General features: G+C 69.7%; 16 protein-coding genes. 8 read left to right on the plus strand and 8 right to left on the minus strand.

The genetic code is table 11. From position 1 onward, the window contains the following. The first annotated feature begins 12 nt into the window (after positions 1-12). Positions 13-555 (plus strand): TRAP transporter small permease subunit, encoded by a 543-nt coding sequence (locus tag ACWTPI_RS15725; RefSeq protein ID WP_029043886.1) that lies wholly within the window; start codon positions 13-15, stop codon positions 553-555. Further along, positions 555-2,291: a TRAP transporter large permease gene (locus tag ACWTPI_RS15730; RefSeq protein ID WP_029043885.1), complete on the plus strand. Its 1,737-nt coding sequence runs from the start codon at positions 555-557 to the stop codon at positions 2,289-2,291. The genes ACWTPI_RS15725 and ACWTPI_RS15730 overlap by 1 nt, the downstream gene beginning before the upstream one ends. A gap of 178 nt (positions 2,292-2,469) precedes the next feature. Here the strand turns inward: ACWTPI_RS15730 and ACWTPI_RS15735 are convergent, their stop codons facing one another. The 5 genes from ACWTPI_RS15735 to apbC all read right to left on the minus strand — a co-directional run bounded on the left by ACWTPI_RS15735 (position 2,470) and on the right by apbC (position 8,714). After that, on the minus strand, positions 2,470-3,450 hold the full coding sequence (locus ACWTPI_RS15735) for a quinone oxidoreductase family protein (RefSeq protein WP_454732114.1): 981 nt from the start codon (positions 3,448-3,450) through the stop codon (positions 2,470-2,472). A gap of 166 nt (positions 3,451-3,616) precedes the next feature. After that, on the minus strand, positions 3,617-5,890 hold the full coding sequence (locus ACWTPI_RS15740) for an arginine/lysine/ornithine decarboxylase (RefSeq protein WP_020204345.1): 2,274 nt from the start codon (positions 5,888-5,890) through the stop codon (positions 3,617-3,619). Between the two features lie 154 nt (positions 5,891-6,044). Further along, on the minus strand, positions 6,045-6,611 hold the full coding sequence (dcd, locus tag ACWTPI_RS15745) for a dCTP deaminase (RefSeq protein WP_020204344.1): 567 nt from the start codon (positions 6,609-6,611) through the stop codon (positions 6,045-6,047). 341 nt (positions 6,612-6,952) lie between these two features. After that, entirely contained in the window at positions 6,953-7,477 is a 525-nt protein-coding gene (locus tag ACWTPI_RS15750) for a superoxide dismutase family protein (protein ID WP_059411096.1), read from the minus strand. Positions 7,478-7,625: 148 nt separating this feature from the next. Then, positions 7,626-8,714, minus strand: a complete 1,089-nt coding sequence (gene apbC, locus ACWTPI_RS15755; protein WP_020204342.1) for an iron-sulfur cluster carrier protein ApbC — start codon at positions 8,712-8,714, stop codon at positions 7,626-7,628. 305 nt (positions 8,715-9,019) lie between these two features. Here apbC and ACWTPI_RS15760 point away from each other — a divergent pair, with 305 nt between their 5' ends. From ACWTPI_RS15760 to ACWTPI_RS15770, 3 genes are all read left to right on the plus strand, one after another. Then, complete coding sequence (locus tag ACWTPI_RS15760; protein ID WP_020204341.1) at positions 9,020-9,652, plus strand: OmpA family protein; 633 nt, start codon at positions 9,020-9,022, stop codon at positions 9,650-9,652. Positions 9,653-9,982: 330 nt separating this feature from the next. Next, positions 9,983-12,049, plus strand: a complete 2,067-nt coding sequence (metG, locus tag ACWTPI_RS15765; RefSeq protein WP_020204340.1) for a methionine--tRNA ligase — start codon at positions 9,983-9,985, stop codon at positions 12,047-12,049. A gap of 144 nt (positions 12,050-12,193) precedes the next feature. Next, entirely contained in the window at positions 12,194-14,056 is a 1,863-nt protein-coding gene (locus ACWTPI_RS15770; RefSeq protein ID WP_020204339.1) for a SulP family inorganic anion transporter, read from the plus strand. Here ACWTPI_RS15770 and bamE read toward each other — a convergent pair whose 3' ends face one another. The 3 genes from bamE to ACWTPI_RS15785 form a co-directional block, all read right to left on the minus strand. Beyond that, complete coding sequence (gene bamE / locus ACWTPI_RS15775; RefSeq protein WP_029043882.1) at positions 14,057-14,605, minus strand: outer membrane protein assembly factor BamE domain-containing protein; 549 nt, start codon at positions 14,603-14,605, stop codon at positions 14,057-14,059. Positions 14,606-14,666: 61 nt separating this feature from the next. Continuing rightward, a complete protein-coding gene (locus tag ACWTPI_RS15780) occupies positions 14,667-18,779 on the minus strand; it encodes a translocation/assembly module TamB domain-containing protein (protein ID WP_454732115.1) in 4,113 nt (1,370 codons plus the stop codon). A 37-nt stretch (positions 18,780-18,816) separates the two neighbouring features. Then, complete coding sequence (locus ACWTPI_RS15785) at positions 18,817-20,727, minus strand: autotransporter assembly complex protein TamA (protein WP_454732116.1); 1,911 nt, start codon at positions 20,725-20,727, stop codon at positions 18,817-18,819. A gap of 210 nt (positions 20,728-20,937) precedes the next feature. Between ACWTPI_RS15785 and ACWTPI_RS15790 the strand changes: the two genes are divergently transcribed. From ACWTPI_RS15790 to panC, 3 genes are all read left to right on the plus strand, one after another. Then, positions 20,938-21,126, plus strand: a complete 189-nt coding sequence (locus tag ACWTPI_RS15790) for a DUF3460 family protein (protein ID WP_059411089.1) — start codon at positions 20,938-20,940, stop codon at positions 21,124-21,126. Between the two features lie 28 nt (positions 21,127-21,154). Beyond that, complete coding sequence (locus tag ACWTPI_RS15795) at positions 21,155-22,036, plus strand: segregation and condensation protein A (protein WP_020204334.1); 882 nt, start codon at positions 21,155-21,157, stop codon at positions 22,034-22,036. A 153-nt stretch (positions 22,037-22,189) separates the two neighbouring features. Then, positions 22,190-23,038 carry a pantoate--beta-alanine ligase gene (gene panC, locus ACWTPI_RS15800; RefSeq protein WP_029043881.1) on the plus strand — a complete coding sequence of 283 codons (849 nt, stop codon included), beginning with the start codon at positions 22,190-22,192 and terminating at the stop codon, positions 23,036-23,038. Positions 23,039-23,046: the final 8 nt, after the last annotated feature.

Below are 23,046 nucleotides of genomic sequence, written 5' to 3' on the forward strand. Positions count from 1 at the left end.
GGGAGACAACCCATGTACTACTTGCTTGGTCTGTCACGGCAGATCGACAGGTTGAATCAGCACACGGGCAGGCTTGCAAACATCATGATCCTGCTGTCGTGCCTGATCAGCGCGGGCAACGCCCTGCTGCGTTACGGCTTCAACCTCAGCGACAACTGGCCGCTCGAACTGCAGTGGTACATGTTCGCCATCGCCGTGATGTTCGGCGCGTCGTACACGTTCCAGCGCAACGAGCACGTGCGCGTGGACCTGATCTACGGCAACGTGTCCGAGCGCGCGCAGCACTGGATCGACATCTTCGGCATCGTCGTCTTCCTGCTGCCTTCGTGCGCGCTGTTCGCGTGGCTGTCGTGGGAGTCCCTGTTCCTGCCCTCGTGGCGCATCCTCGAGCAATCCGGCAACTCCGGCGGCCTGCCGCGCTACCCGATCAAGCTGGTGGTGCCGCTCGGCTTCGCCCTGCTCGGCCTGCAAGGCGTGTCCGAACTGATCAAGCGCATTGCCGCCCTCAAGGGGCTGGTGCGCATCGAATCGAAATACGAGAGGCCGGTGCAATGATGATTCCGTTGGAATATATGCCGCCGCTCATGTTCGGCGGCCTGGTGGTATTCATGCTGATCGGCTTCCCGGTCGCATTCTCGTTGTCGGCGGTCGGCCTCGCGTTCGGCTTCCTCGCCATCGAGTGGGGCTATTTCCCGGTCAGCTTCCTGCAGGCGGTGCCGAGCCGCGTGTTCGGCAGCGTGCTGGCCAACGAGCTGCTGCTGGCGATCCCGTTCTTCACCTTCATGGGTGCGATCCTCGAGAAGTGCGGGCTGGCCGAGGACATGCTCGACTCGATGGGCCAGCTGTTCGGCCCGGTGCGCGGCGGCCTGGGCTACTCGGTCATCATCGTCGGCTTCATCCTCGGCGCCATCACCGGCACGGTGGCGGCCCAGGTGATCGCGATGGCGATGATCTCGCTGCCGGTGATGATGCGCTACCGCTACAACATGAAGTACGCCACCGGGGTGCTGGCGGCGTCGGGCACCATCACGCAGCTGGTGCCGCCGTCGCTGGTGCTGGTGGTGCTGGCCGACCAGCTCAAGACGCCGATGGGCAGCGCCGACGTGGGCAGCATGTACCTGGGCGCGTGGGGCCCGTCGGTGGTGCAGATCGCGCTGTTCGCGCTCTACACCTTCGTGCTCGCGCGCATAAAGCCGGACTGGCTGCCGCCGGTGCCGGCGGAAGAACGCACGCTGCGCGGCTGGGCGCTGTGGCGCAAGTGCCTGCGCGGCATCGTGCCGTGCGCGGTGCTGATCTTCCTGGTGCTGGGCACCATCATGCTGGGCATCGCCACGCCCACCGAGTCCGGCGCGATGGGCGCGGTCGGCGCGCTGGTGCTGGCGGTGCTGCGCAACCCCGGCTTCGGCAAGCTCGACCGCGCGCTCTACCGCACCGCCATCGCCGCCACCGGCATCGCCATCGTGGCCGGCTTCTTCGCCTTCGGCTCGCACCTGTTCCGCATTCCGCTGGCGGTGGTCTACCTCGTCATCGCCTGGCTGCTGCTGCGCGCCGGGCAGCTGACCGACCTGCGCGTGCTGATCGTCGACGCCTACCAGTCCACCGCGCGCATCACGGCGATGGTGGTGTTCATCCTGATCGGCTCGACCTGCTTCTCGGTGGTGTTCCAGGGCGTGGACGGCGGCGCGTGGGTGGAGCACATGTTCACCTCGCTGCCGGGCGGCTGGATCGGCTTCCTGCTGGTGGTCAACCTGTTCATCTTCTTCCTGGCGTTCTTCCTCGACTTCTTCGAGATCGCCTTCATCGTGGTGCCGATGCTGGCCCCGGTCGCGGTCAAGGTGCTGGCGCCGGTGGTGGCCGACTCGATGGGCGGCAACCCGGAGGCGGCCGCCACCGCGGCGCTGGTGTGGTTCGGCGTGATGCTGTGCGTGAACATGCAGACCTCGTTCATGCACCCGCCGTTCGGCTTCGCGCTGTTCTACCTGCGCGGCATCGCCCCCAAGGAAGTGAAAAGCGCGGACATCTACTGGGGCGCGCTGCCCTGGGTCGGCCTGCAGCTCATCATGGTGGTGATGGTGATGTTCTGGCCGGGCATGGTCACGATGTTCCTCGACAAGGGCTCGCTGCACCATAGCAACGCGGCGGAGGTGTCGATCCCGCTCGGCGGCGACAGCGGCGGAGCCTCGGCGCCGCCCTCGGGCGCGGCCGGCGGCGCCGGCACGCTCGAGCTGCCCTCGGCCCCGGCGCAGGACGAGCCGGCCGCGCCGCAGTTCGAGTTCGACAAGAAGAAGTGAGCGGGATGGGTGTCCTGCGCGGACAAGGGTCGCGCGGCGTGGCTTTCAGGCTGTCGGAGGTTTGCTCCCCTCTCCCATGAAATGGGCGAGGGGAGAACACAGGCGGCATGCTGGCTTTGCCGGCAATCCGAAGGTCCCGCACGCGGGACCTTTTTCTTTACCCGCCGCGCCCGGCCGCTCAGGGCAGCAGCACGATCGCGCCGGTGGTGGCGCGCGCCTCGGCCGCACGGTGCGCCTCGGCGACCTGCTCCAGCGGATAGCGCGCGCCGATGGTGGCGCGGATCGCGCCCTGTTCGATGGCCTGGAATACGTCCGCCGCGTTGGCGCGGAAGGTCTGGGTGTCGGCGTTGTGCGGGAACACCGAGGGCCGCGTCAGGAACAGGCAGCCCTTCTTGTTGAGCAGCTCCGGCTCGAACGCCGCGACCGGGCCCGATGCCGCGCCGTACAGCGCCACCAGCCCGAACGGCGCGGTGCAGTCGAGCGAGCCCATGAAGGTGTGCTGGCCAACCGAGTCGTAGACCACGCGCGCCTTGCGCCCGCCGGTGGCGTCGATCACCTGCCGCACCCAGTCCGCCTGCGAATAGTCGATGGCGGCATCGCAGCCGGCCGCCCGCGCGACCTCGCACTTGGCTGGCGAGCCGGCCGTGCCGATCACCGTGGCGCCGAGCGCCTTGGCCCAGCTGGCGAGGATCTGGCCCACGCCGCCGGCGGCGGCATGCACGACCACGATGTCGCCGGACTGCACGCGATGGGTCTTCTTCACCAGGTACTGCGCGGTCATGGCCTTGAAGAAGACTGCCGCGGCGGCCACGTCGTCGATGCCGTCGGGCAGCTTCACTACCTTGTCGGCGGCGACGTTGCGGCGCCCGGCGTAGGCGCCGATGCCGGCGTTCATGTAGACCACGCGGTCGCCCGCGCGCAGGTCCGCCACGCCCTCGCCCACCGCCTCGATCACGCCGGCGGCCTCGTGGCCGAGGCCGGTCGGGTTGGGCAGCGGATACTTGCCCGCGCGCTGGTACACGTCGATGTAGTTGAAGCCGACGGCGGTCTGGCGCAACTGCACCTCGCCCGCCGCCGGCGCCGGCAGGTCGGCCGTCACCAGCCGCATCACCTCGACGCCGCCGAACTCAGTCAATTCCACTCTACGCGCTGAAGCCATGCTCACTCCGTCCGATGGGATTTCCACATGCCGCCGGGCCGCGGCGATTCAGGCGCCACTCTAGCGCATTCCCGCGCGGCTTGCCGGCGGGCGGATTGCCAATGGAAAGGGCCTCGCTCGCGCGAGGCCCTTGGGATGCCGGGGAGGCTCCTGCTGCCGGCCAGCCTCAGCGAACCTGCTTCACGCAGTCGACGAAATACGCCCTGCCGCCGCCGTCGGTCTCTTCCTCCACCAGGCCGTGGATGTCGGTCTCGAAGCCGGGGAACAGCTTGTTGAAGTCGCGCGCGAACTTCAGGTACTGCACGATGATGTGGTTGAAGCGCTCGCCCGGGATCAGCAGCGGGATGCCCGGCGGGTACGGCGTGAGCAGGATGGCGGTGACGCGGCCTTCGAGCTCGTCCACGGCCACGCGCTCGATCTCGCGGTGGGCCATCATGGCCCAGGCGTCGGACGGCTTCATCGCCGGCTCCATGTCCGACAGGTACATCTCGGTGGTCACGCGCGCCACGTCGTTGGCCTTGTAGACGCTGTGGATGGCGTCGCACAGGTCGCGCAGGCCCATGCGCTCGTACTGCGGATGCTTGGCCACGAACTCGGGCAGCACGCGCCACAGCGGCTGGTTCTGGTCGTAGTCGTCCTTGAACTGCTGCAGCTCGGTCACCAGCGAGTTCCAGCGGCCCTTGGTGATGCCGATGGTGAACATGATGAAGAACGAGTACAGCCCGGTCTTCTCGATGATGATGCCGTGCTCGGCCAGGTACTTGGTGACGATGGCCGCCGGGATGCCGCGCTCGCTGAACTCGCCGTCCACGTCCAGGCCCGGGGTGATGATGGTGGCCTTGATCGGGTCGAGCAGGTTGAAGCCGTCGGCGAGGTCGCCGAAGCCGTGCCAGCGCTCGTTGGACTTGAGCATCCATTCCTCGCGGTCGCCGATGCCGTCCTCGACCAGCGCGTCGGGGCCCCACACCTTGAACCACCAGTCGCCGTTGTTGCCGGCTTCGTAGTCACCCTCGACCTTGCGCATGGCGCGGCGGAAGTCGATCGCTTCCTGGATGCTTTCCTCCACCAGCGCGGTGCCGCCCGGCGCTTCCATCATCGCCGCGGCCACGTCGCACGAGGCGATGATCGAGTACTGCGGGCTGGTCGAGGTGTGCATCAGGTACGCCTCGTTGAAGCGGTAGCGGTCCAGCTTGCGCGTCTCGGAGTCCTGCACGAGGATCTGCGAGGCCTGCGACAGGCCGGCCAGCAGCTTGTGCGTGGACTGCGTGGCGAACACCAGCGCGTCCTTGCTGCGCGGGCGGTCGCGGCCGATCGCGTGCATGTCGCGGTAGAACTCGTGGAACGCCGCGTGCGGCAGCCAGGCTTCGTCGAAATGCAGCGTGTCGATCTCGGTCGCCAGCATTTCCTTGATCTGCTCGGCGTTGTACAGCACGCCGTCGTAGGTGCCCTGGGTGATGGTCAGGATGCGCGGCTTCTGGTTCTTCGCCAGGCTGGCGAACGGGTGCGCGGCGATCTTGCGGCGGATGGTCTCGGGGTCGAACTCGCTCTTCGGGATCGGGCCGATGATGCCGTAGTGGTTGCGCGTGGGCATCAGGAACACCGGGATCGCGCCGGTCATCATGATCGCGTGCAGGATCGACTTGTGGCAGTTGCGGTCCACCACCACGATGTCGCCCGGCGCCACGTTGGCATGCCACACCATCTTGTTCGAGGTGGAGGTGCCGTTGGTGACGAAATACATGTGGTCGGAGTTGAAGATGCGCGCGGCATTGCGCTCCGAGGCCGCCACCGGGCCGGTGTGGTCGAGCAGCTGGCCGAGCTCGTCCACCGCGTTGCAGACGTCGGCGCGCAGCATGTTCTCGCCGAAGAACTGGTGGAACACCTGGCCGACCGGGCTCTTGAGGAACGCCACGCCGCCCGAGTGGCCCGGGCAGTGCCACGAGTACGAGCTGTCCTGCGCGTAGGCGATCAGCGCCTTGAAGAACGGCGGCGCCAGCGAATCCAGGTAGACCCGCGCCTCGCGGATGATGTGGCGCGCCACGAACTCCGGCGTGTCCTCGAACATGTGGATGAAGCCGTGCAGCTCGCGCAGGATGTCGTTGGGGATATGGCGCGAGGTGCGGGTCTCGCCGTACAGGAAGATCGGCAGGTCGGTGTTGCGGCGGCGCACTTCGTTGACGAAGGCGCGCAGCTTCTCGATGGCGGCGGCTTCGGGGCGGTCGTCCTCGCTGACGAATTCGTCGTCGTCGATCGACACGATGAACGACGAAGCGCGGCTGGACTGCTGCGCGAACGAGGTCAGGTCGCCGTAGCTGGTCAGGCCCATGACCTCCATGCCTTCCTGCTCGATGGCCTGCGCTAGCGCACGGATGCCCGAGCCGGAAATGTTCTCGGAGCGGAAGTCTTCATCGATGATGATGACGGGAAAGCGGAATTTCATAGGGCATCCTTGGACGGCAGGAAGGACTTGAGCCACATGGCCCGGGGACGCTCTCCCCTGGGCGGCATGTGGCTCGACGTTCGGGCTTGGCGCGCGGCCCGCCGGCGCTCACTCGGGAGCCGGCGCATGCCGCGACGCGCGCATTGTAAAGCGATCAGGTCTTCGGCAGTGTGACACCGTGCTGGCCCTGGTACTTCCCGCCGCGGTCGGCGTAGGAAGTCTCGCAGATCTCGTCGCTTTCGAAGAACAGCACCTGGGCGCAGCCCTCGCCGGCGTAGATCTTGGCGGGCAGCGGCGTGGTGTTGGAGAACTCCAGCGTGACATAGCCTTCCCATTCCGGCTCGAACGGGGTCACGTTGACGATGATGCCGCAGCGCGCGTAGGTGCTCTTGCCCAGGCAGATGGTCAACACGCTGCGCGGGATGCGGAAATACTCCATCGTGCGCGCCAGCGCGAACGAGTTGGGCGGGATGATGCAGACGTCGCCCTTGAAGTCGACGAAGGACTTCTCGTCGAAGTTCTTGGGATCGACGATGGTGCTGTTGATGTTGGTGAAGATCTTGAATTCGTCGGCGCAGCGGATGTCGTAGCCGTAGCTCGAGGTGCCGTAGGAAACGATCTTGCGGCCGTCGGACTCCCGTACCTGGCCGGGCTCGAACGGCTCGATCATGGCGTGCTGCTCCGCCATGCGGCGGATCCACTTGTCGGATTTGATGCTCATATGGGTACCGGGATGAACAAATGCGGGCAGGCTCGGGCGCGGCCGGCGGCGTTGCCGCGCCGGGCAGCCGGGAACGCTGCTCGCATTTGCTCACGGCACGCCGGACCTGCCGGGGCCTCGCGATGGCCCGCATTGTACAACCAATCGGAAGCGCTTCCGGCGCGCGGGCATCGGGGAAGTGAGCCGGAGTGGAATCAGGCGCCAATCGGGCTCGGATCGGGCCGGAACCAGGCCAGGACCGGACCGGAAGGCCAGCCGGGAGCGGCCGTGAGCGACTGTGGCCGGCGCGGGGAGCGGCGCGGGAAGCCGGGACGGCGCGCCCCGCTTCCCGCGCCCGCCCGTCAGGACTTGGCGATGACGCCGCAGGCGACGCGCCCGCCGGAGTTGCCGGTCGGCTGGGTGCGGTAGTCGTCCGGGTCCTTGTGCACCACCACGGCGCGGCCGACCACGCTGGTGGGGCCGGGGGCCACGGTCACGCCGGTCAGCTCGAAGCTGGCCTGGGCGCGCCCGCTGGCGTCCGCCCGCAGGTTGTTGATGTCGCCGGCATGGTGGTCGGGCATCGACATCGAGCCGTGCGGCTTGCCGGTCGGGTTGAAATGGCCGCCGGCGCTCATGGCATCGGGGCTCGAGCAATCGCCCTTCTCGTGCACGTGGAAGCCGTGTTCGGTGTTGGGCGGCAGGCCGCTCACGTCGGCCTTGACCAGCACGCGGTCGCCGCGCTGGGTGAAGGTCACGGTGCCTTGCGTGGCGGTGCCGCTCTTGGCGTCGAGCTTGGCCACGGCGCTGTCGCCGCCGATGTCCATGCTGCCGCAGCCGGCCAGGGCGCCCACTGCCGCCAGGCAGAAAAGTACGCGTACATGCTTCATGCAGAACCTCCTCTCACGGTGTTGTGCGGCCGATTGTACCGCCGCAATGTGACGTGCCGGCGAGAGTTTGCCGCCCGATGGCGCGCGCCGGCGGGCAGGTGGCGGACAGGCGGCGGACGCCCGCCCGGGCCGGCCCGCCGGACGCCGCTCAGGTGTTCTGCACCACGATGCTGGGGAACTTGCTGCTCATGTCGCGCGCGCGGTCGGCCACCTTGACCGCCACCTTGCGCGCCATCGCCCGGTACAGCTCCGCCACCGGGCTGTCGGGATCGGCCACCACGGTCGGGCGGCCGGTGTCGGCCTGCTCGCGGATCGAGCGGTTCAGCGGCATGCTGCCGAGCAGGTCCACGTGGTAGTCCTCGCACATCTTCTCGCCGCCGCCCTCGCCGAAGATATGTTCGACGTGGCCGCAGTTCGGGCAGCAGTAGACCGCCATGTTCTCGACGATGCCGAGGATGGGAATGCCCACCTTCTCGAACATCTTGAGGCCCTTCTTGGCGTCCAGCAGCGCAATGTCCTGCGGCGTGGTGACGATCACCGCGCCGGTGACGGGCACCTTCTGCGACAGCGTGAGCTGGATGTCGCCGGTGCCCGGCGGCATGTCGACGATCAGGTAGTCGAGGTCGTGCCAGTTGGTCTGGCGCAGCAGTTGCTCCAGCGCCGAGGTCACCATCGGGCCGCGCCACACCATCGGGTTGTCCTGCTCGATCAGGAAGCCGATCGAGTTGGCCTGCAGGCCGTGGCCTTCGAGCGGCTCCATCGTCTGGCCGTCCGACGACTCGGGCCGGCCGGTGATGCCGAGCATCATCGGCAGGCTGGGGCCGTAGATGTCGGCGTCGAGCATGCCCACGCGCGCGCCCTCGGCGGACAGCGCCAGCGCCAGGTTGACGGCGGTGGTGGACTTGCCCACGCCGCCCTTGCCGGAAGCCACGGCGATCACGTTCTTGACGCCGGGCAGCAGCTTGACGCCGCGCTGCACCGCGTGCGACACGATCTTGCTGGTCACGGTCACGCTGGCATTGGCCAGGCCCGGGATTTGCTGCAACGCAGCAAGCACCGCCTGGCGGATCGGCTCGAGCTGGCTCTTGCCGGGATAACCCAGTTCCACTTCCAGCGACACGTCGCCGCCATCGACGCGCACGTTGCGCGCCGAGCGGGTGGACACCAGATCCCGGCCCGTGTTCGGGTCGATCACGGTGCGCAGGACTTCGGTAACCTGGTCGATGGTGAGGCTCAAGACAATCTCCGCTGCTGGATGTGGGGGAAGGCGCGTACTGTATCAAAGTATGGACCACGCGCCCGCCGAGGGTGGCGCGCGGCCGACAAGCCCATGCGCCGCGCATGGAATTACACGCACTTACAACTGTCACAGGCTTGCGCTTGTGCGCCCGGCTTCATGTCCTTATTGTAGTGCGCCAGAAACGCCGCCCGGCGCGGACCACCGGATACTTGTATTCACGTGCCTTCCGCGTTATTTCTAGCGTTGTGGTGCGCACCGTGTCAAAAAACCAGCCAACAACGATTCGTCCTGAAGGAGAAAGCATGAAACTCAAGCTCGTCAGCCTCGCCACCGTCGCCGTGCTCGCTGCCGGCTGCGCCACCGAACAAGGCACCCAGACCGCGGTCGGCACCGGCGTGGGTGCCGCGGTCGGCGCCGGGCTGGGCAACCTGATCGGCGGCAACACCACCGGCACGCTGGTCGGCGCGGCGGTGGGCGGCGCCCTGGGCGGCGCCACCGGCTACAACTGGAACGCGATCCGCGGCAAGCTGAACAAGGACACCGCCGGCACCGGCACGCAGATCACCGAGCAGCCGGACGGCTCGCTGAAGGTGAACATCCCGAGCCAGGTGACGTTCGACACGGACAGCTCGACCATCAAGCCGTCGTTCCGCGCGGTGCTCGACCAGGTCTCCCAGACCCTCAACCAGCATCCGGACGTGGCCGCCACCGTGGTCGGCCATACCGACAGCACCGGCAACCCGAGCTACAACATGCAGTTGTCGCAGCGCCGCGCGCAGAGCGTGGCCGGCTACCTGGGTGACCGCGGCGTCGCGCGCAACCGCCTGGCGGCCGAGGGCCGCGGGCAGACGCAGCCGATCGCGGACAACGCGACCGAGGCGGGACGCGCGCAGAATCGCCGCGTGGAAATTTTTTTGAAACCAATTCAAGGGTGATGCAGTCATAGAAACAGGTACCGCTTGTCACCGTTGCTGGCTCGCGATGGGTGACTGACCTCCCGGGCGGTACCTGATTTCTCCTCCTTTTCCGTTGTGGAAAGCTGCGCCGGTTCTGACCGGCGCTTTTTTTGCCCGCAGCTCTACAAGTGGCATATAAGTCACTACAAAGCCGCGCCGGCCCTCCCCGCCACCGTCCTGTCCGCCACCGGTCCGCCGCGCGCCACCCGCGCCTGCGGCCCCGCTTGCTAGAATAGCCGTCTCACGGTGCGCGCCGGCCTCCCGCCGCGCGTGCCCGCTTTCCCCGTTTACCCCTGACCGGCACCATCCATGACCGCACGTCGCATCCTCGTCACCTCTGCCCTGCCATACGCCAACGGCCAGATCCACATCGGCCACCTGGTGGAGTACATCCAGACCGACATCTGGGTGCGCTTCCAGCGCATGATGGGCAACGAGGTCTACTACGTGGGCGCCGACGACACGCACGGCACGCCCGTGATGCTGCGCGCCGAGAAGGAAGGCATCACCCCCAAGCAGCTGATCGACCGCGTCTGGAGCGAGCACAAGCGCGATTTCGACAGCTTCCTGGTGTCGTTCGACAACTACTACAGCACCGACTCGGACGAGAACAAGCAGCTTTCCGAGAAGATCTACCTGGCGCTGAAGGCCGAAGACCTGATCGCCGAGCGCGAGGTCGAGCAGTTCTACGACCCGGTCAAGAACATGTTCCTGCCGGACCGCTTCATCAAGGGCGAGTGCCCGAAATGCGGCGCCAAGGACCAGTACGGCGATTCCTGCGAGGTGTGCGGCACCACCTACGCGCCCACCGACCTGAAGAACCCGTACTCGGTGGTGTCGGGCGCCACGCCGGTGCGCAAGTCGTCGGCCCACTATTTCTTCAAGCTGTCCGACCCGCGCTGCGAGACCTTCCTGCGCGAGTGGGTGGCCGACCTGGCCCAGCCGGAAGCCGCCAACAAGATGCAGGAATGGCTCGGCGCCGAGGGCGAGGCCTCCACGCTGTCGGACTGGGACATCTCGCGCGACGCGCCCTACTTCGGCTTCGAGATCCCGGGCGCGCCCGGCAAGTACTTCTACGTGTGGCTGGACGCGCCGATCGGCTACTACGCCAGCTTCAAGAACCTGGCCGAAAAGAAAGGCATCGACTTCGACGCCTGGGTCGGCCCGCACTCCACCGCCGAGCAGTACCACTTCATCGGCAAGGACATCCTCTACTTCCACACGCTGTTCTGGCCGGCCATGCTGCGCTTCTCGGGCCACCGCACGCCGACCAACGTGTTCGCCCACGGCTTCCTGACCGTGGACGGCGCCAAGATGAGCAAGTCGCGCGGCACCTTCATCACCGCGCAGAGCTACATCGACACCGGCATGAACCCGGAATGGCTGCGCTACTACTTCGCCGCCAAGCTCAACGCCAGCATGGAAGACCTCGACCTGAACCTCGAGGACTTCATCGCGCGCGTCAACAGCGACCTGATCGGCAAGTACGTCAACATCGCCAGCCGCGCCGCCGGCTTCCTGGTCAAGCGCTTCGACGGCGCGGTGGACGAGGCCGCGCTCGCGCACCCGCTGCTCAAGCAGCTGCGCGAGGCCGCGCCGCAGGTCGCGCAGCTCTATGAAAGCCGCGAGTACAGCAAGGCGCTGCGCCTGGTGATGGAGCTGACCGACGCGGTCAACGCCTTCGTCGACACCGAGAAGCCGTGGGAACTGGCGCGCGACGACGCCAGGCGCGCCGCGCTGCACGCGGCCTGCTCGGTCTCGCTCGAGGCGTTCCGCCTGCTCACCGTCTACCTCAAGCCGGTGGTGCCGCAGATGGCCGCCGGCGTGGAGCGCTTCCTCAACGTCGAGCCGCTCGACTGGCGCGCGATCGACAAGCAGCTGAGCGCCGCGCGCCCGGTGCAGCCGTACTCGCACCTGATGACGCGCGTGGACGCCAAGCAGGTCGACGCGCTGCTGGCCGCCAACCGCGACTCGCTGCAGGCCGCCGCGCCGGCCGGCGCCGATGCCGGCGCCGCCGCGATCGAGCCGGTCGCCGAGACCATCACCATCGACGACTTCGCCAAGGTGGACCTGCGCGTGGCGAAGATCGTGGCCTGCCAGAAGGTGGAAGGCTCGAACAAGCTGCTGCAGCTCACGCTGGACGCGGGCGAAGGCAAGACCCGCAACGTCTTCTCCGGCATCCAGTCGGCCTACGCGCCCGAGCAGCTGGTCGGCAAGCTGACCGTGATGGTGGCCAACCTGGCGCCGCGCAAGATGAAGTTCGGCCTGTCCGAAGGCATGGTGCTGGCCGCCTCGGCCGCCGACGAGAAGGCCACGCCGGGCCTGTGGATCCTGGAGCCGCACGACGGCGCCGTGCCCGGCATGCGCATCCGCTGAGCGCGCGCCGGTGCGCAGGCGAGCGCGCCCGCGCGCCACGCGGGCCGGCCGCCGCGCGGCGGCCGGCACCGGCGATTGACGACACCGCGCCGGCAAGCCCATACTGCATTCCTGCCCCACAAGGGCGTTGATGGAGTCCCTGGCATGCCCGACAGCGTTCCCGGCCACGCTCCCGTCGCCGGTACCCCGCGCAGCGGCCCACGCCTGCGCCAGCCCTTTCCCCTCGCCGCCTTCCACCCGCGCCTGCGCGACAGCCTGCGGGACTACGACCGCGCCACCTTCGCCAAGGACCTCGCCGCCGGCCTGACCGTGGGCGTGGTGGCGCTGCCGCTGGCGATGGCCTTCGCCATCGCCTCGGGCCTGCCGCCCCAGGCCGGCCTGTTTACCGCCATCATCGCCGGCTTCCTGATCGCCGCGCTGGGCGGCTCGCCGGTGCAGATCGGCGGCCCCGCCGGCGCCTTCATCGTCATCGTCTACGGCATCGTGGCGCGCTACGGCGTGGCCAACCTGCTGATCGCCACCATCCTGGCGGGGATGCTGCTGTTCGCGATGGGGCTGTTCCGGCTCGGCACGCTGGTGCGCTTCATTCCGGTGGCCATCGTGATCGGCTTCACCAACGGCATCGCGGTGCTGATCATGGTGTCGCAGATCGGCGACTTCCTCGGCCTGCGCACCGGCAAGCTGCCGGGCGACTTCCTCTCGCAGATGCGCGTGCTGGGCCAGGCGCTGCCGACCATATCGTGGCCCACGGTGGCGCTCGCGCTGGGCTCGCTGGCGGTGGTGGCGGGCTGGTCGCGCCTCGCGCGGCTGGCGGACCGGCGCCGGCATGCCGCGCCGGCGCAGCCGCCGGCAGCGCCCGGGCGCTGGAGCCGGGTCCTGTCGATGGTGCCCGGCACGGTGGTGGCGCTGGTGCTGGCCACCGCGGCCAACGCGCTGCTGGAGTTGCCGGTGGAGACCATCGGCACGCGCTTCGGCGGCATCCCGCAGGGCCTGCCGCCGTTCGCGCTGCCGCACCTGAGCTGGCAGCTGGCGCAGCAGCTGCTGGCGCCCACGCTGACCATCGCGCTGCTCGGCGCGATCGAGTCGCTGCTGTGCGCGCGCGTGGCCGACAGCCTCATCGACGACCGCCACGACCCCAACCAGGAACTGATGGCGCAGGGCATCGCCAACATCGTCACGCCGTTCTTCGGCGGGCTGCCGGCCACCGGCACCATCGCCCGCACCGTCACCAACGTGCGCAGCGGCGGACGCACGCCGGTGGCCGGCATCATCCACGCCGCCACGCTGCTGGTGATCATGCTGGCGGCGGCACCGCTGGCCAGCGCCATCCCGCTGGCCACGCTGGCCGCCATCCTGCTCTACGTGGCGTGGAACATGGGCGAATGGCACGTGTTCGGGCTGGCGCACCTCAAGCGCTTCAGCAACAACTACCGCATCATCATGCTCGGCACCTTCGTGCTGACGGTGGTGTTCGACCTCACCGTGGCGGTGCAGGTGGGGCTGGTGCTGGCCTGCCTGTTCTTCATCTACCGCATGGCCTCGCTGACGCAGATCGAGCCGATCGCGCCGGCCGAGCTGCCGCCGGCGCCCGGCGGCGCGCTGCCGGCGGGCGAGGTGCAGGCCTACCGCATGACCGGCGCGCTGTTCTTCGGCGCGGTCAACAAGGTGGAAGCGCTGATCGACCCGCGCGACCGCAGCCAGCCGGCGCCGGCGGTGCTGATCCTGGAAGTGGGCAAGCTGGTGGCGCTGGACACCACCGGGCTGGACACGCTCGACGCGCTGCGCCGCACGCTGGCGCGCCGCGGCGGCACGCTGGTGGTGTGCAACGCCGCCGCGCAGGTGTTCTCGCTGATGCGGCGCGCCGGCTTCCTGGAGCGCATGGGCCCCGAGAACTGCTGCGACACGCTGGCCGCGGCCTGCGCCCGCGCGGGCGTGCTGCTGGCCGGGCGCGCTGCCCGCGATGCCGCCCAGGCGACGCAGGCCGCCCCCGCCGCGCCGCCGGCCTAGCTAGCCGCCCTGCATCTTCGACGGATCGTCGCTGCGCGAGGTGTGCGTCACCTTGCCGGCGGCGTCGAAGTGCACGTTGAAGAAGGCCTTGTCCTGCGAGCTCTCCCACCAGCGGTAGCCCCACACCTCTTCCTTCTTGAGCGCGAACGCTTCCACCTTGGTCGGCTTGCCGAGCAGGCGGCGGATGTCGTCGCGGCTCATGCCGGCATGCACGCGCGCGAAATTCTCCGCGGTCAGCACCTGCTCGATGGCGCCGACCTTGCCGTCCGCGCCGATGGTCACCATCCACGTGGTGGCGCCCTCGGGCCCGCGCGGGTATTCGAGCCGGCGCGCGCCGTTGTCCTCCTCCCACACGATTTCCGGGCGCCCGGCCTGGCGCCGCACGTCGTCCTCGCCCGACTGGCCGACCACGATGCCCTTGAACAGCTCGCTGTCGGGCTTGACGGCGTTCCATACCGAGCGCGCGCCCTCGCCCGCCTTCTTCATGGCTTCGTCGACCTTCTGCTGGTCGCAGCCGAACAGCGCAAGCACGGAGGAAATCAGTCCCATGGCGGCAAGGCGCCGGTACGGCGCGTGAGTGGAGAACATGGCGAAAACGCGCCCGCCGGGCTCAGCGCGCGCGGGCATCCGAGGCGGCGCCGGCCGGCGCTGTGGCGTTGTCGGTAGTGGTGTCCTGGCTGGCATCGGTCTGGCTCCTTGCGCCCGCGGCGCGGCGGGAAGTGCCGCTGAACAGGTTGCCCCAGCTGTCGAAGCGGCGGTTGAACAGCACGGACAGCCCGTTGATCGAGCCGCCCTTGGCAATCAGCGACCAGCGCCGCGAGAAGGCCCAGGTCAGCTTGACCACGTTGGAGGCGCTGGTCAGGCTCTGCTCGTAGCCGACCGAGATCTTCTCGGTCACGGCCTTGCCCACGCTCACCACCTGCTGGTCGTTCAGGCCCGCGGTGCTGGGGCCGATCGAGAATTCGTCGATGCCGAGCTGCTGCACCACGCCCTTGCCCGCGCGCCCGCCCAGCATGCCCAGCGCCGCGCCGCCCAGCGCGCCGGCGCTGAGCTGCCGCTGCTGGCCGCTGGTATTGCTCTCGGCGCCGTAGCCGAACATCAGCCACGACAGCTTGTCCTCGTCCGGCACGTTGGGCTCGGACACCAGCCGCACGCGCGGCAGGCGCACCGTGCCGGTCACTTCCACGCCGGCCGCCACTTCCTGGTTGCGGCGCATGGCGCGGATGTTCAGGTTGGGATTGTCCACCGGCCCGTTGAAATTGACGATGCCGCGCTCGATGTCCAGCTTGCGCCCGAACGCCTCGTAGGTGCCGTCGGTCACGCGGATGGTGCCGGTGGCGCGCAGCGGCGTGAGCGGCGCGCTGCGCACGCCGAGCTGGCCGCCGAGCCGCAGGTCGGCGCCGGCGCCGCGGAAGCGGAAGTTGTCGCCGAGGTCCAGCGTGAGGTCGATCAGCGGGCTGAAGCGGCCGGCCGGCTTGGTTTCCGGCACCGGCGTGGCGGCGGTCTTCAGCTCGCGCTGGTCGCGCCGGCGCACCACCACCACGTCGTCGCCGAGCACCGGGGCGCCGGCCTTGGGCAGGTCGAACAGCCCGCGGTCCACGCGGAACTTGCCGCGGATCACGATCTGGCGGTTCTCGTTGAGGATGCTGGCGTCGCCGGAAACGATCAGGGTGCGCTCCGGGCTGGCGAAGATCTGCAGCTTGTCGGCCACGATCCGGCCGGTCAGGTTGGGGTCGGTGTCGCCCAGCTTGATGTTGCCGGTGGCGACGATCTTGCCGTCGCCGCCGTGGAACTCCACCTGCCTGAGCTCGATCGTGTCCTGGTCCAGCGCCACGCGCACCACGCCGCCGGTCAGGCGGATGCCTTCGTCGTACAGCGTCAGCGCGATGTCCTCGCCGTCGATGTTGCCGGTCAGCAGCGGCTTGCCCACCGTGCCCGCCAGTTGCAGCACGGCCGCCAGCCGGCCCTCGAACGCATATTGCGGGCCGCTCAGCGCCTCGAGCGTCTTGAGCCGGGGGATGTCCGCCGTCACCTTGCCCGCCAGCGCCGAGGCCGGCGTCACCGTCATCAGGCCCTGTTCCTGCAGCAGCCCGGCCGAGGCGTCCACCGTCACCCGGCCCAGCCGCGAAGCCTCGATGCCACCGCGCAGGTTGACGCGGTTGCCGGCCAGGTCGGCGCGCAGCGCGCTCTCGCCCAAACCCAGCGTGGTGAAGCCGCGCCCCGCGTTGACCGAGAGGTCGCCGCTGCGCCGGCGCAGCTCGGCGAAGCCGGCCGCGCTCTCGGCCAGCGTGACGTTCCAGCGCCCGTCCAGCACCAGGTCCGAGCGCAGCGGCGGCGCCTCGCCGGTGAACGCCTCGGCGAGGCGCAGCAGGTTCGCCACCTCCAGGCCGTCGAGCTTGCCCTGCGTGCGGATGCGCCCGTGGTCGAACTCGAAGCCGTCCACGTCGACGCGGGCGTGCTCGAACTGCAGGCCGGCCGCGCCCAGCTTCACGCGCTGGTCCGCCACCTGCAGCGACGCCGGCGCCAGCAGGCGCACGTTGGCGGTGCCGCGCTCCTCGAGCGTGCGGATGGTGCCGCTCCAGCCCGCCGCGCCCTGCCACGCGCCCTGCCCGGCCAGGGCCAGGTCGAGCGGCTTGCCGTGCATCGCGCCGGCCGCCTTGAGGTCGAACACGTGGCTGGCCTGGGTGCCGCTGATGGAGGCGTCGAGCGTGCGCAGCGCGGCGAACGGGCCGCGGTAGTCGCGCACGTTGAGCTGCAGCGCCAGCGTGCCGTCCAGGCCGCCGCGCAGATCGGCCTTGCCGCTGGCGCTGGCCACCTTGTGCGGGCCCACCGCCAGCGCCTGCGCGCTGTAGCTGCCGGCCACCTCGGGCCGGGCCAGCGTGCCGGTGATGTCGGCGTCGAGCTTGAGCAGGCCGGCCACGCCGAACTTGAGCCGCTCGAGCTGGGGCGCGTCCACGTGCAGCCTGAGGCGGTCGCCGCGCGCGCCGAAGCTGCCGTCGAGGCGGGCCTGGTTGCCGGCCATGTCGAGCGTGGCCTGGCTCGGCAGCAGGCGCTCGCCGGCCAGCCGCAGCTTGCCCTCGCCGCGCATCGGCAGGCCCGCGTAGACGCTGTCGCCCACCGTGAAATCGAGCGCCACGCGCCGCTCGGGCGCGAGCGTGCCGCTGGCGGCGAACTCCGCGTTGATGTTGCCGGGCGCCACCGCGGCCAGCCGCGCGGGGTCGAAGTTGGCCAGCTTGCCCTTGAAGCTGAAGGGCTGCGCGTCCTTGAGCGAGAGCGTGCCCTCGGCGCTGAGCGTGCCGCGGCCGATGCCGGCGCGCAGCGCGGTCAGCGTCACCGCGTCGGCGTCGAGGCGCGCGTCGGCGAACAGCTTGAGCTCGCCGCCGGACAGGTCCACCGCCAGGCTCTGGCGGCCCGGCTCCAGCCGCACGATCACCGGCCCGGACAGGCGCACGCGGTTCAGGCTGCCGTGCAGCGCCTTGGGGTCGAGCTCGCGCACGTCGAGGTCGAAGCCGCCGCGGCCGTCGCGCAGCGCGCCGCTGCCGCGGATCTCGCCGCCGCCCGGCAGCACCACGCGCAGGTCGCGCACCACCTGCGAGGCATCGCTCACCTCGATGCGCGCCTGCGCGGACGCCACCGGCAGGCGCTGCGCGTCGATCGGGCCGGCCTCGTGGTTGACCACGCGCACCTCGCCGGCCACGCGCAGCGGCGCCGGCGCGGAAGCCCCGGCGGCCGACGCCCCCGCGGCGGCCGGGGCCGATGCCGATGCCGGAGCCGATGCCGCGGCCCCGTCCACCGGCCGCAGCTCGGCATGCACGGACAGGTTGGCGCGCGGCGCCGACGGGCTGAACAGTTGCGGGTTGATCTGCTCGGCGTCGATGCCCACGTGGGTGAACGGCACCTTGCCGAACGGCGTCAGGTCCGCCGCGGCGCGGCCGCGCAGGCGGTCGCCGCTGGCCTCGGCCTGCGCGTGCAGCGCGGCCAGCGTGCCGCTCACGCCGGCGCTGATGCTGAACGATTCCTTCTGCCAGTCGCCTTCGAGCAGCGCCCCGCCGTTGAGCGCGAACGGCGCCTGGCCGGCGAGCTGCGCGTTGGCGGCCAGCTTGCCGTAGGGCGTGAGCAGCTGGTCGATGCTGACGCGGTGGCGCAGCCCGTCCGAATGGAGCGAGCCCGCCAGCCCGGAGAACACCAGCTCGTCGGGCGTGGCCGGCGGCCCCTGCAGCAGCGCCAGGCGCTCCAGCGTGAGCGAGTCCACGTCCACCGCGAGCGGCAGCTCGAGCGACGCCGGCAGCGTGGCCGGCGCGCTGCCGGGCGCGGCCGGCGCGGCGGGCGGCAGGCGCAGCGTGACCTTGCCGATGCGCAGCCAGTTCACGTGCAGCCGCGCCGGCGACCAGCCCAGCGCCCAGTCGCCCTCGGCGCGGTCCACCGTGACGCGGGTCTGGCCGCTGGCGAAGACCACGTCGCGCAGGCGCAGCCCGTGCGCCACCGTGCCGCCTTCCAGCGTGCCCGACAGGGCGCCGGCGGAAAGCCGCGTCGCCAGCGACCACAAATGGCGCGTGCCGGCTTCCGTGCGCAGCGCCAGCACCACCGCCAGCACCGTGGCCACCAGCGCCAGCAGCACGAGCGCGGCCAGCCAGGCCAGCCAGCGTCCCAGGCGACGGCGGCCCGGCCGCGGCGGCGGCGCGCCGGCGCCGGCCGGCACCGGGGGCATGTCGGGAATGCTCATGCGGCGGGTCCTCCGCGGGCGGGCGCGCGCAACGTCATCAGAATGCGACTCCCAGCGAGATATGCGGGCGGAACTGCTTCTCCTGGATGCCGTAGCCCACGTCGAGCTGCACCGGCCCGACCGGGCTGCGCCAGCGCGCGCCGATGCCCACGCCGTTGTAGAGCCGCACGCCGGTCAGGTTGTCGGTGGCGGTGCCGGTATCCCAGAAGACCGCCACGCCCCAGTCGTACAGGAACCAGTATTGGTATTCCAGGCTGGCCGTGCCCAGGTACTTGGCGGGCAGCACGCTGGCGCCGCTGCGCGTGCCGATGGACTGGTAGCCGTAGCCGCGGATCGAATCGGTGCCGCCGGCGCGAAAGCGCAGCGAGGCCGGCACGCCGGTCACGTCGCCGCGGGTGATGTCGGCGCCCAGCTCCAGCCGGGCCACCACGAGGTCGCGCTTGCCCACCGGGATGTACTGGCGGATGCGGCCATAGAGGCGGAAGAAGGTCTCGTCGCTGAGCACGTGCTTGGCCGCCACCCCGAGCTGCGTGTTGATGACGTTGCCGCGCCGGGGGAAGACCGGGTTGTCGACGTCGCGCCGGGTCCAGGCGAAGGCCGGCACCAGCGCGCGGCTGAGCTGCGCCTCCTCGCCGTAGGGCTGCAGGCTGTCGTAGTAGTAGTCCAGCGACAGCGTGGTGTCGTACTTCTCGCGCGAGCGCGAGCGCTTGAGGCCCGTGCGCAGGCTGGTCAGGTCGGTGCTTTCCAGGTCGATGGTGCGCTCGTAGCTGCCATAGACGCTGTTGCGGTAGGTCCGGGTGTCGGGCGGCATGGCCACCTCGGCGAAGGCGTACTGGCGCTTCTGCTCGATGCGGGCCTGCGAGTCGAACACCCAGGCGCGGTTGAACAGGTTGTAGTACGAATAGCGCCCCTCCACCTGGGCCCCGGTGTCGGTGGTGTAGCCCACGCCCGAGGTGAGCCGGTTGGCCGGGTATTCGCGCACGCGCACGTGGACCGGCGCGGTCACGCGCTCGGCGTTCTGGTCCGGCGGCGGGTCGGCCGGCGCGCCGGACGGCTGGTCGTCGGCGCTCTGGTCGTCGGTGCTCCGGGCGTCGCCCTGCGGGCCCAGGTCGATCTCCACGTTGGAGAAGTACGGCTGGTTCTGGATCGCGCGCTGGAACTCGAGCAGCCGCTCCACGCGGTAGGGCTCGCCCTGCGACAACGGGTTGACGTTGCGGATGATCTGCTCGGGATAGCGGCGCAGCCCGCTGATCCGCAGCGGCCCGAGGCTGTAGGCCGGCCCGCTGGCGTAACGCGCGCTCAGGTCGGCGGCGCGCTCGTCGGGGTCGACGCGCGCCTGCGAGCCGGCCAGCCGCGCGCCGTAATAGGTATGGCTCTGCAATTCGGCCAGCGCGTCGTCCTTGGCCTTGTCCCAGTCCGCCTGGCGGAACGGCTCGCCCGCCGGCAGGCCCCACTTGGCGCGCAGCTCGGCCACCTGCGCCGGCGACTGGGTGGCGGCCGGGCCGGTCACGTCGACGTCCACGTTGCGGATCAGCGTGCGCGCGCCGGGCTCCACGGTGAGGTACACGGTGCGCTGGTCGCCGCTGCCTTCCACCCGCGTGGTGGTGGCCGGGTCGAAATAGCCTTCGGTGGAGGTGAACTGGCGCACCTGCTCGCCCACGGTCTCGACCATGTAGTTGAACTGGTCCGGCGAGATGTCGTCGCGCGTGCGGTAGCGCGACAGGTCGAGGTGCTCCTCGAGCATGTCCTTGATCGCCTTGGGCGCGTCCACCTCGACCTTGTAGGTGGCCGCGGCCGGCGGCGCGCACAGCGCCAGGACGGCCCAGACAACCCAGCCGGCCGGCGTGACCGCCGGCGGCAGCCGCCGCGAGCGGCGCCGGACGGACGCATTCCCCGGCGGCGGGCCGGAGGGCGCGGCAGGCGGCAGGCGCTCGTTCCCTGGATCCATCCTCATCGATCGGTGCACTTCATGCGAAGTCGACATTTGACCACACCGCGTGCCCAGCCTGCCGATGCGGGCGAAAAAGAGCGCCCGCCGGCGGCTCCGGCCGGGCCGCCCCGGGCGGGTCCGCAGGCAGACCCGCGCGCAAACCCCTGCCGGCGCCTGCCGATACGGTAAAATCCCGGCTGCCCCTTCAATTTCACCAATTTCCCCGTCATGGCTGCCTACGAATCGGACATCACCCAGTTCCTGAAGTCGCTCAAGGAAGAGCGCCCGTCGCTCGAGACGGAACAGCGCCAGGGCCGCGCCCTGCTGTGGGACAAGGCGCCGATCAACCTCGAGGAACGCGATCGCGCCATCGCCTCGCGCGTGGCGCAGAAGCCCTACGTCTACGCGCTGGACTGAGGCAGCCGCCGCGCCGCCCCCGCCCCCGATGAACCAGAGCGAGCAGGACAAGCTGTCGCTGGCGATCGAGCTGCCGAGCGTCGCGCCCGGCCAGGACTCCACGCCCGCGGCGGTGGACGGCATGGCCTTCGCGCGCCTGTACGGCGAGCCGCTGTTCAAGCTGCCGCAGGATCTCTACATCCCGCCGGACGCGCTCGAGGTCTTCCTGGAAGCGTTCGAAGGCCCGCTCGACCTGCTGCTGTACCTGATCCGCAAGCAGAACTTCAACGTCCTCGACATCCCGATGGCGCAAGTGACGCGCCAGTACCTCGCGTATATCGAGCAGATCCGCAAGAGCAACCTGGAACTGGCCGCCGAGTACCTGCTGATGGCGGCCATGCTCATCGAGATCAAGTCGCGCATGCTGCTGCCGGTCAGGAAGACCGACAGCGACGAGGAAGCCGAGGACCCGCGCGCCGAACTGGTGCGCCGCCTGCTGGAATACGAGCAGATGAAGCTCGCCGCGATGCGCATCGACCAGGTGCCGCAGCTCGGCCGCGACTTCCTGCACTCGCAGGTGTACATCGAGCAGAGCCTGGCGCCGCGCTTCCCCGACGTGGAGCTGACGGACCTGCAGGCCGCCTGGGCCGACGTGCTCAAGCGCGCCCGGCTCAACCAGCACCACAAGATCTCGCGCGAGGAATTGTCGGTGCGCGAGCACATGAGCAACATCCTGCGCCGCCTGCAGCATGCGCGCTTCATGGAGTTCACCCAGCTCTTCGACGAAGCGGTGCGCTCCGGCAAGGGCGTGCCGGTGGTGGTGGTCAACTTCATCGCCATGCTCGAGCTGTCGCGCGAGTCGCTGGTCGAGATCACCCAGGCCGAGCCCTTCGCGCCGATTTATGTGCGATTGGCGTACATTCCCAACTAGTCCGCATTCCCCGGCGCCGTCCGAACGGCGCGACTTGCTCTACAATCCGCCGACAGCCGGCGCCGACAAGAGCGCCAGCCCGGTTCCCCACCCGCCGCCATCCGCGCGGGACCACGCCGGGCATACTCCTACCACGACCAGCACACCAACTTCATGAAAGTCATTTCCTCCATTCACGAGTTGCGGGACCAGTTGCGCGGGCAGAACCGGGTGGCCTTCGTGCCGACGATGGGCAACCTGCACGAAGGGCACCTGTCGCTGATGCGCCTGGCGCGCCAGCACGGCGACCCGGTGGTCGCCTCGATCTTCGTCAACCGGCTCCAGTTCGGGCCCAACGAAGACTTCGACAAGTACCCGCGCACGCTGCAGGATGACATCGAGAAGCTGCAGAAGGAAGGCGTCTATGTCCTGTTCGCGCCGACCGAGCGCGACATGTACCCCGAGCCGCAGGAATACCGCGTCGAGCCGCCGCACGACCTCGGCGACATCCTCGAAGGCGAGTTCCGCCCCGGCTTCTTCAAGGGCGTGTGCACCGTGGTGATGAAGCTGTTCTCGTGCGCGCAGCCGCGCGTGGCCGTGTTCGGCAAGAAGGACTACCAGCAGCTCATGATCGTGCGCCGCATGGCCAACCAGTTCGCGCTGCCGATCGACATCGTGCCGGCCGAGACCGTGCGCGCCGAGGACGGCCTCGCGCTGTCCTCGCGCAACCGCTACCTGACCCCCGGCGAGCGCGCCGAGGCGCCCGTGCTCTACCAGACCCTGCACCAGGTGCGCGACACCGTGCTGGCCGCCAACAGCGCCAGCGCAGACCTGGCCGCGATCGAGGCCGGCGCCGTGTCCGCGCTGGCCGCGCGCGGCTGGAAGCCGGACTACGTCGCGGTGCGCAAGCGCGCCGACCTGCAGCCGCCCAGCCGCGAGGAGTTCGTCGCCGGCGAGCCGCTGGTGGTGCTGACCGCCGCCAAGCTCGGCGCCACCCGCCTGATCGACAACCTCGAGATCTGAGCCGCGGG

The organism is Cupriavidus ulmosensis (assembly GCF_977008105.1).

Excerpts from the sequence above, each read along its gene's own strand:
- dcd (WP_020204344.1), bottom strand. The coding sequence starts at position 6,611 with ATGAGCATCAAATCCGACAAGTGGATCCGCCGCATGGCGGAGCAGCAC.
- ACWTPI_RS15735 (WP_454732114.1), bottom strand. The coding sequence starts at position 3,450 with ATGGCTTCAGCGCGTAGAGTGGAATTGACTGAGTTCGGCGGCGTCGAG.
- ACWTPI_RS15770 (WP_020204339.1), top strand. The coding sequence starts at position 12,194 with ATGCCCGACAGCGTTCCCGGCCACGCTCCCGTCGCCGGTACCCCGCGC.
- ACWTPI_RS15750 (WP_059411096.1), bottom strand. The coding sequence starts at position 7,477 with ATGAAGCATGTACGCGTACTTTTCTGCCTGGCGGCAGTGGGCGCCCTG.
- ACWTPI_RS15725 (WP_029043886.1), top strand. The coding sequence starts at position 13 with ATGTACTACTTGCTTGGTCTGTCACGGCAGATCGACAGGTTGAATCAG.
- panC (WP_029043881.1), top strand. The coding sequence starts at position 22,190 with ATGAAAGTCATTTCCTCCATTCACGAGTTGCGGGACCAGTTGCGCGGG.
- ACWTPI_RS15780 (WP_454732115.1), bottom strand. The coding sequence starts at position 18,779 with ATGAGCATTCCCGACATGCCCCCGGTGCCGGCCGGCGCCGGCGCGCCG.
- ACWTPI_RS15740 (WP_020204345.1), bottom strand. The coding sequence starts at position 5,890 with ATGAAATTCCGCTTTCCCGTCATCATCATCGATGAAGACTTCCGCTCC.
- ACWTPI_RS15730 (WP_029043885.1), top strand. The coding sequence starts at position 555 with ATGATTCCGTTGGAATATATGCCGCCGCTCATGTTCGGCGGCCTGGTG.
- bamE (WP_029043882.1), bottom strand. The coding sequence starts at position 14,605 with ATGGGACTGATTTCCTCCGTGCTTGCGCTGTTCGGCTGCGACCAGCAG.
- ACWTPI_RS15795 (WP_020204334.1), top strand. The coding sequence starts at position 21,155 with ATGAACCAGAGCGAGCAGGACAAGCTGTCGCTGGCGATCGAGCTGCCG.
- ACWTPI_RS15790 (WP_059411089.1), top strand. The coding sequence starts at position 20,938 with ATGGCTGCCTACGAATCGGACATCACCCAGTTCCTGAAGTCGCTCAAG.
- ACWTPI_RS15760 (WP_020204341.1), top strand. The coding sequence starts at position 9,020 with ATGAAACTCAAGCTCGTCAGCCTCGCCACCGTCGCCGTGCTCGCTGCC.
- metG (WP_020204340.1), top strand. The coding sequence starts at position 9,983 with ATGACCGCACGTCGCATCCTCGTCACCTCTGCCCTGCCATACGCCAAC.
- ACWTPI_RS15785 (WP_454732116.1), bottom strand. The coding sequence starts at position 20,727 with ATGGATCCAGGGAACGAGCGCCTGCCGCCTGCCGCGCCCTCCGGCCCG.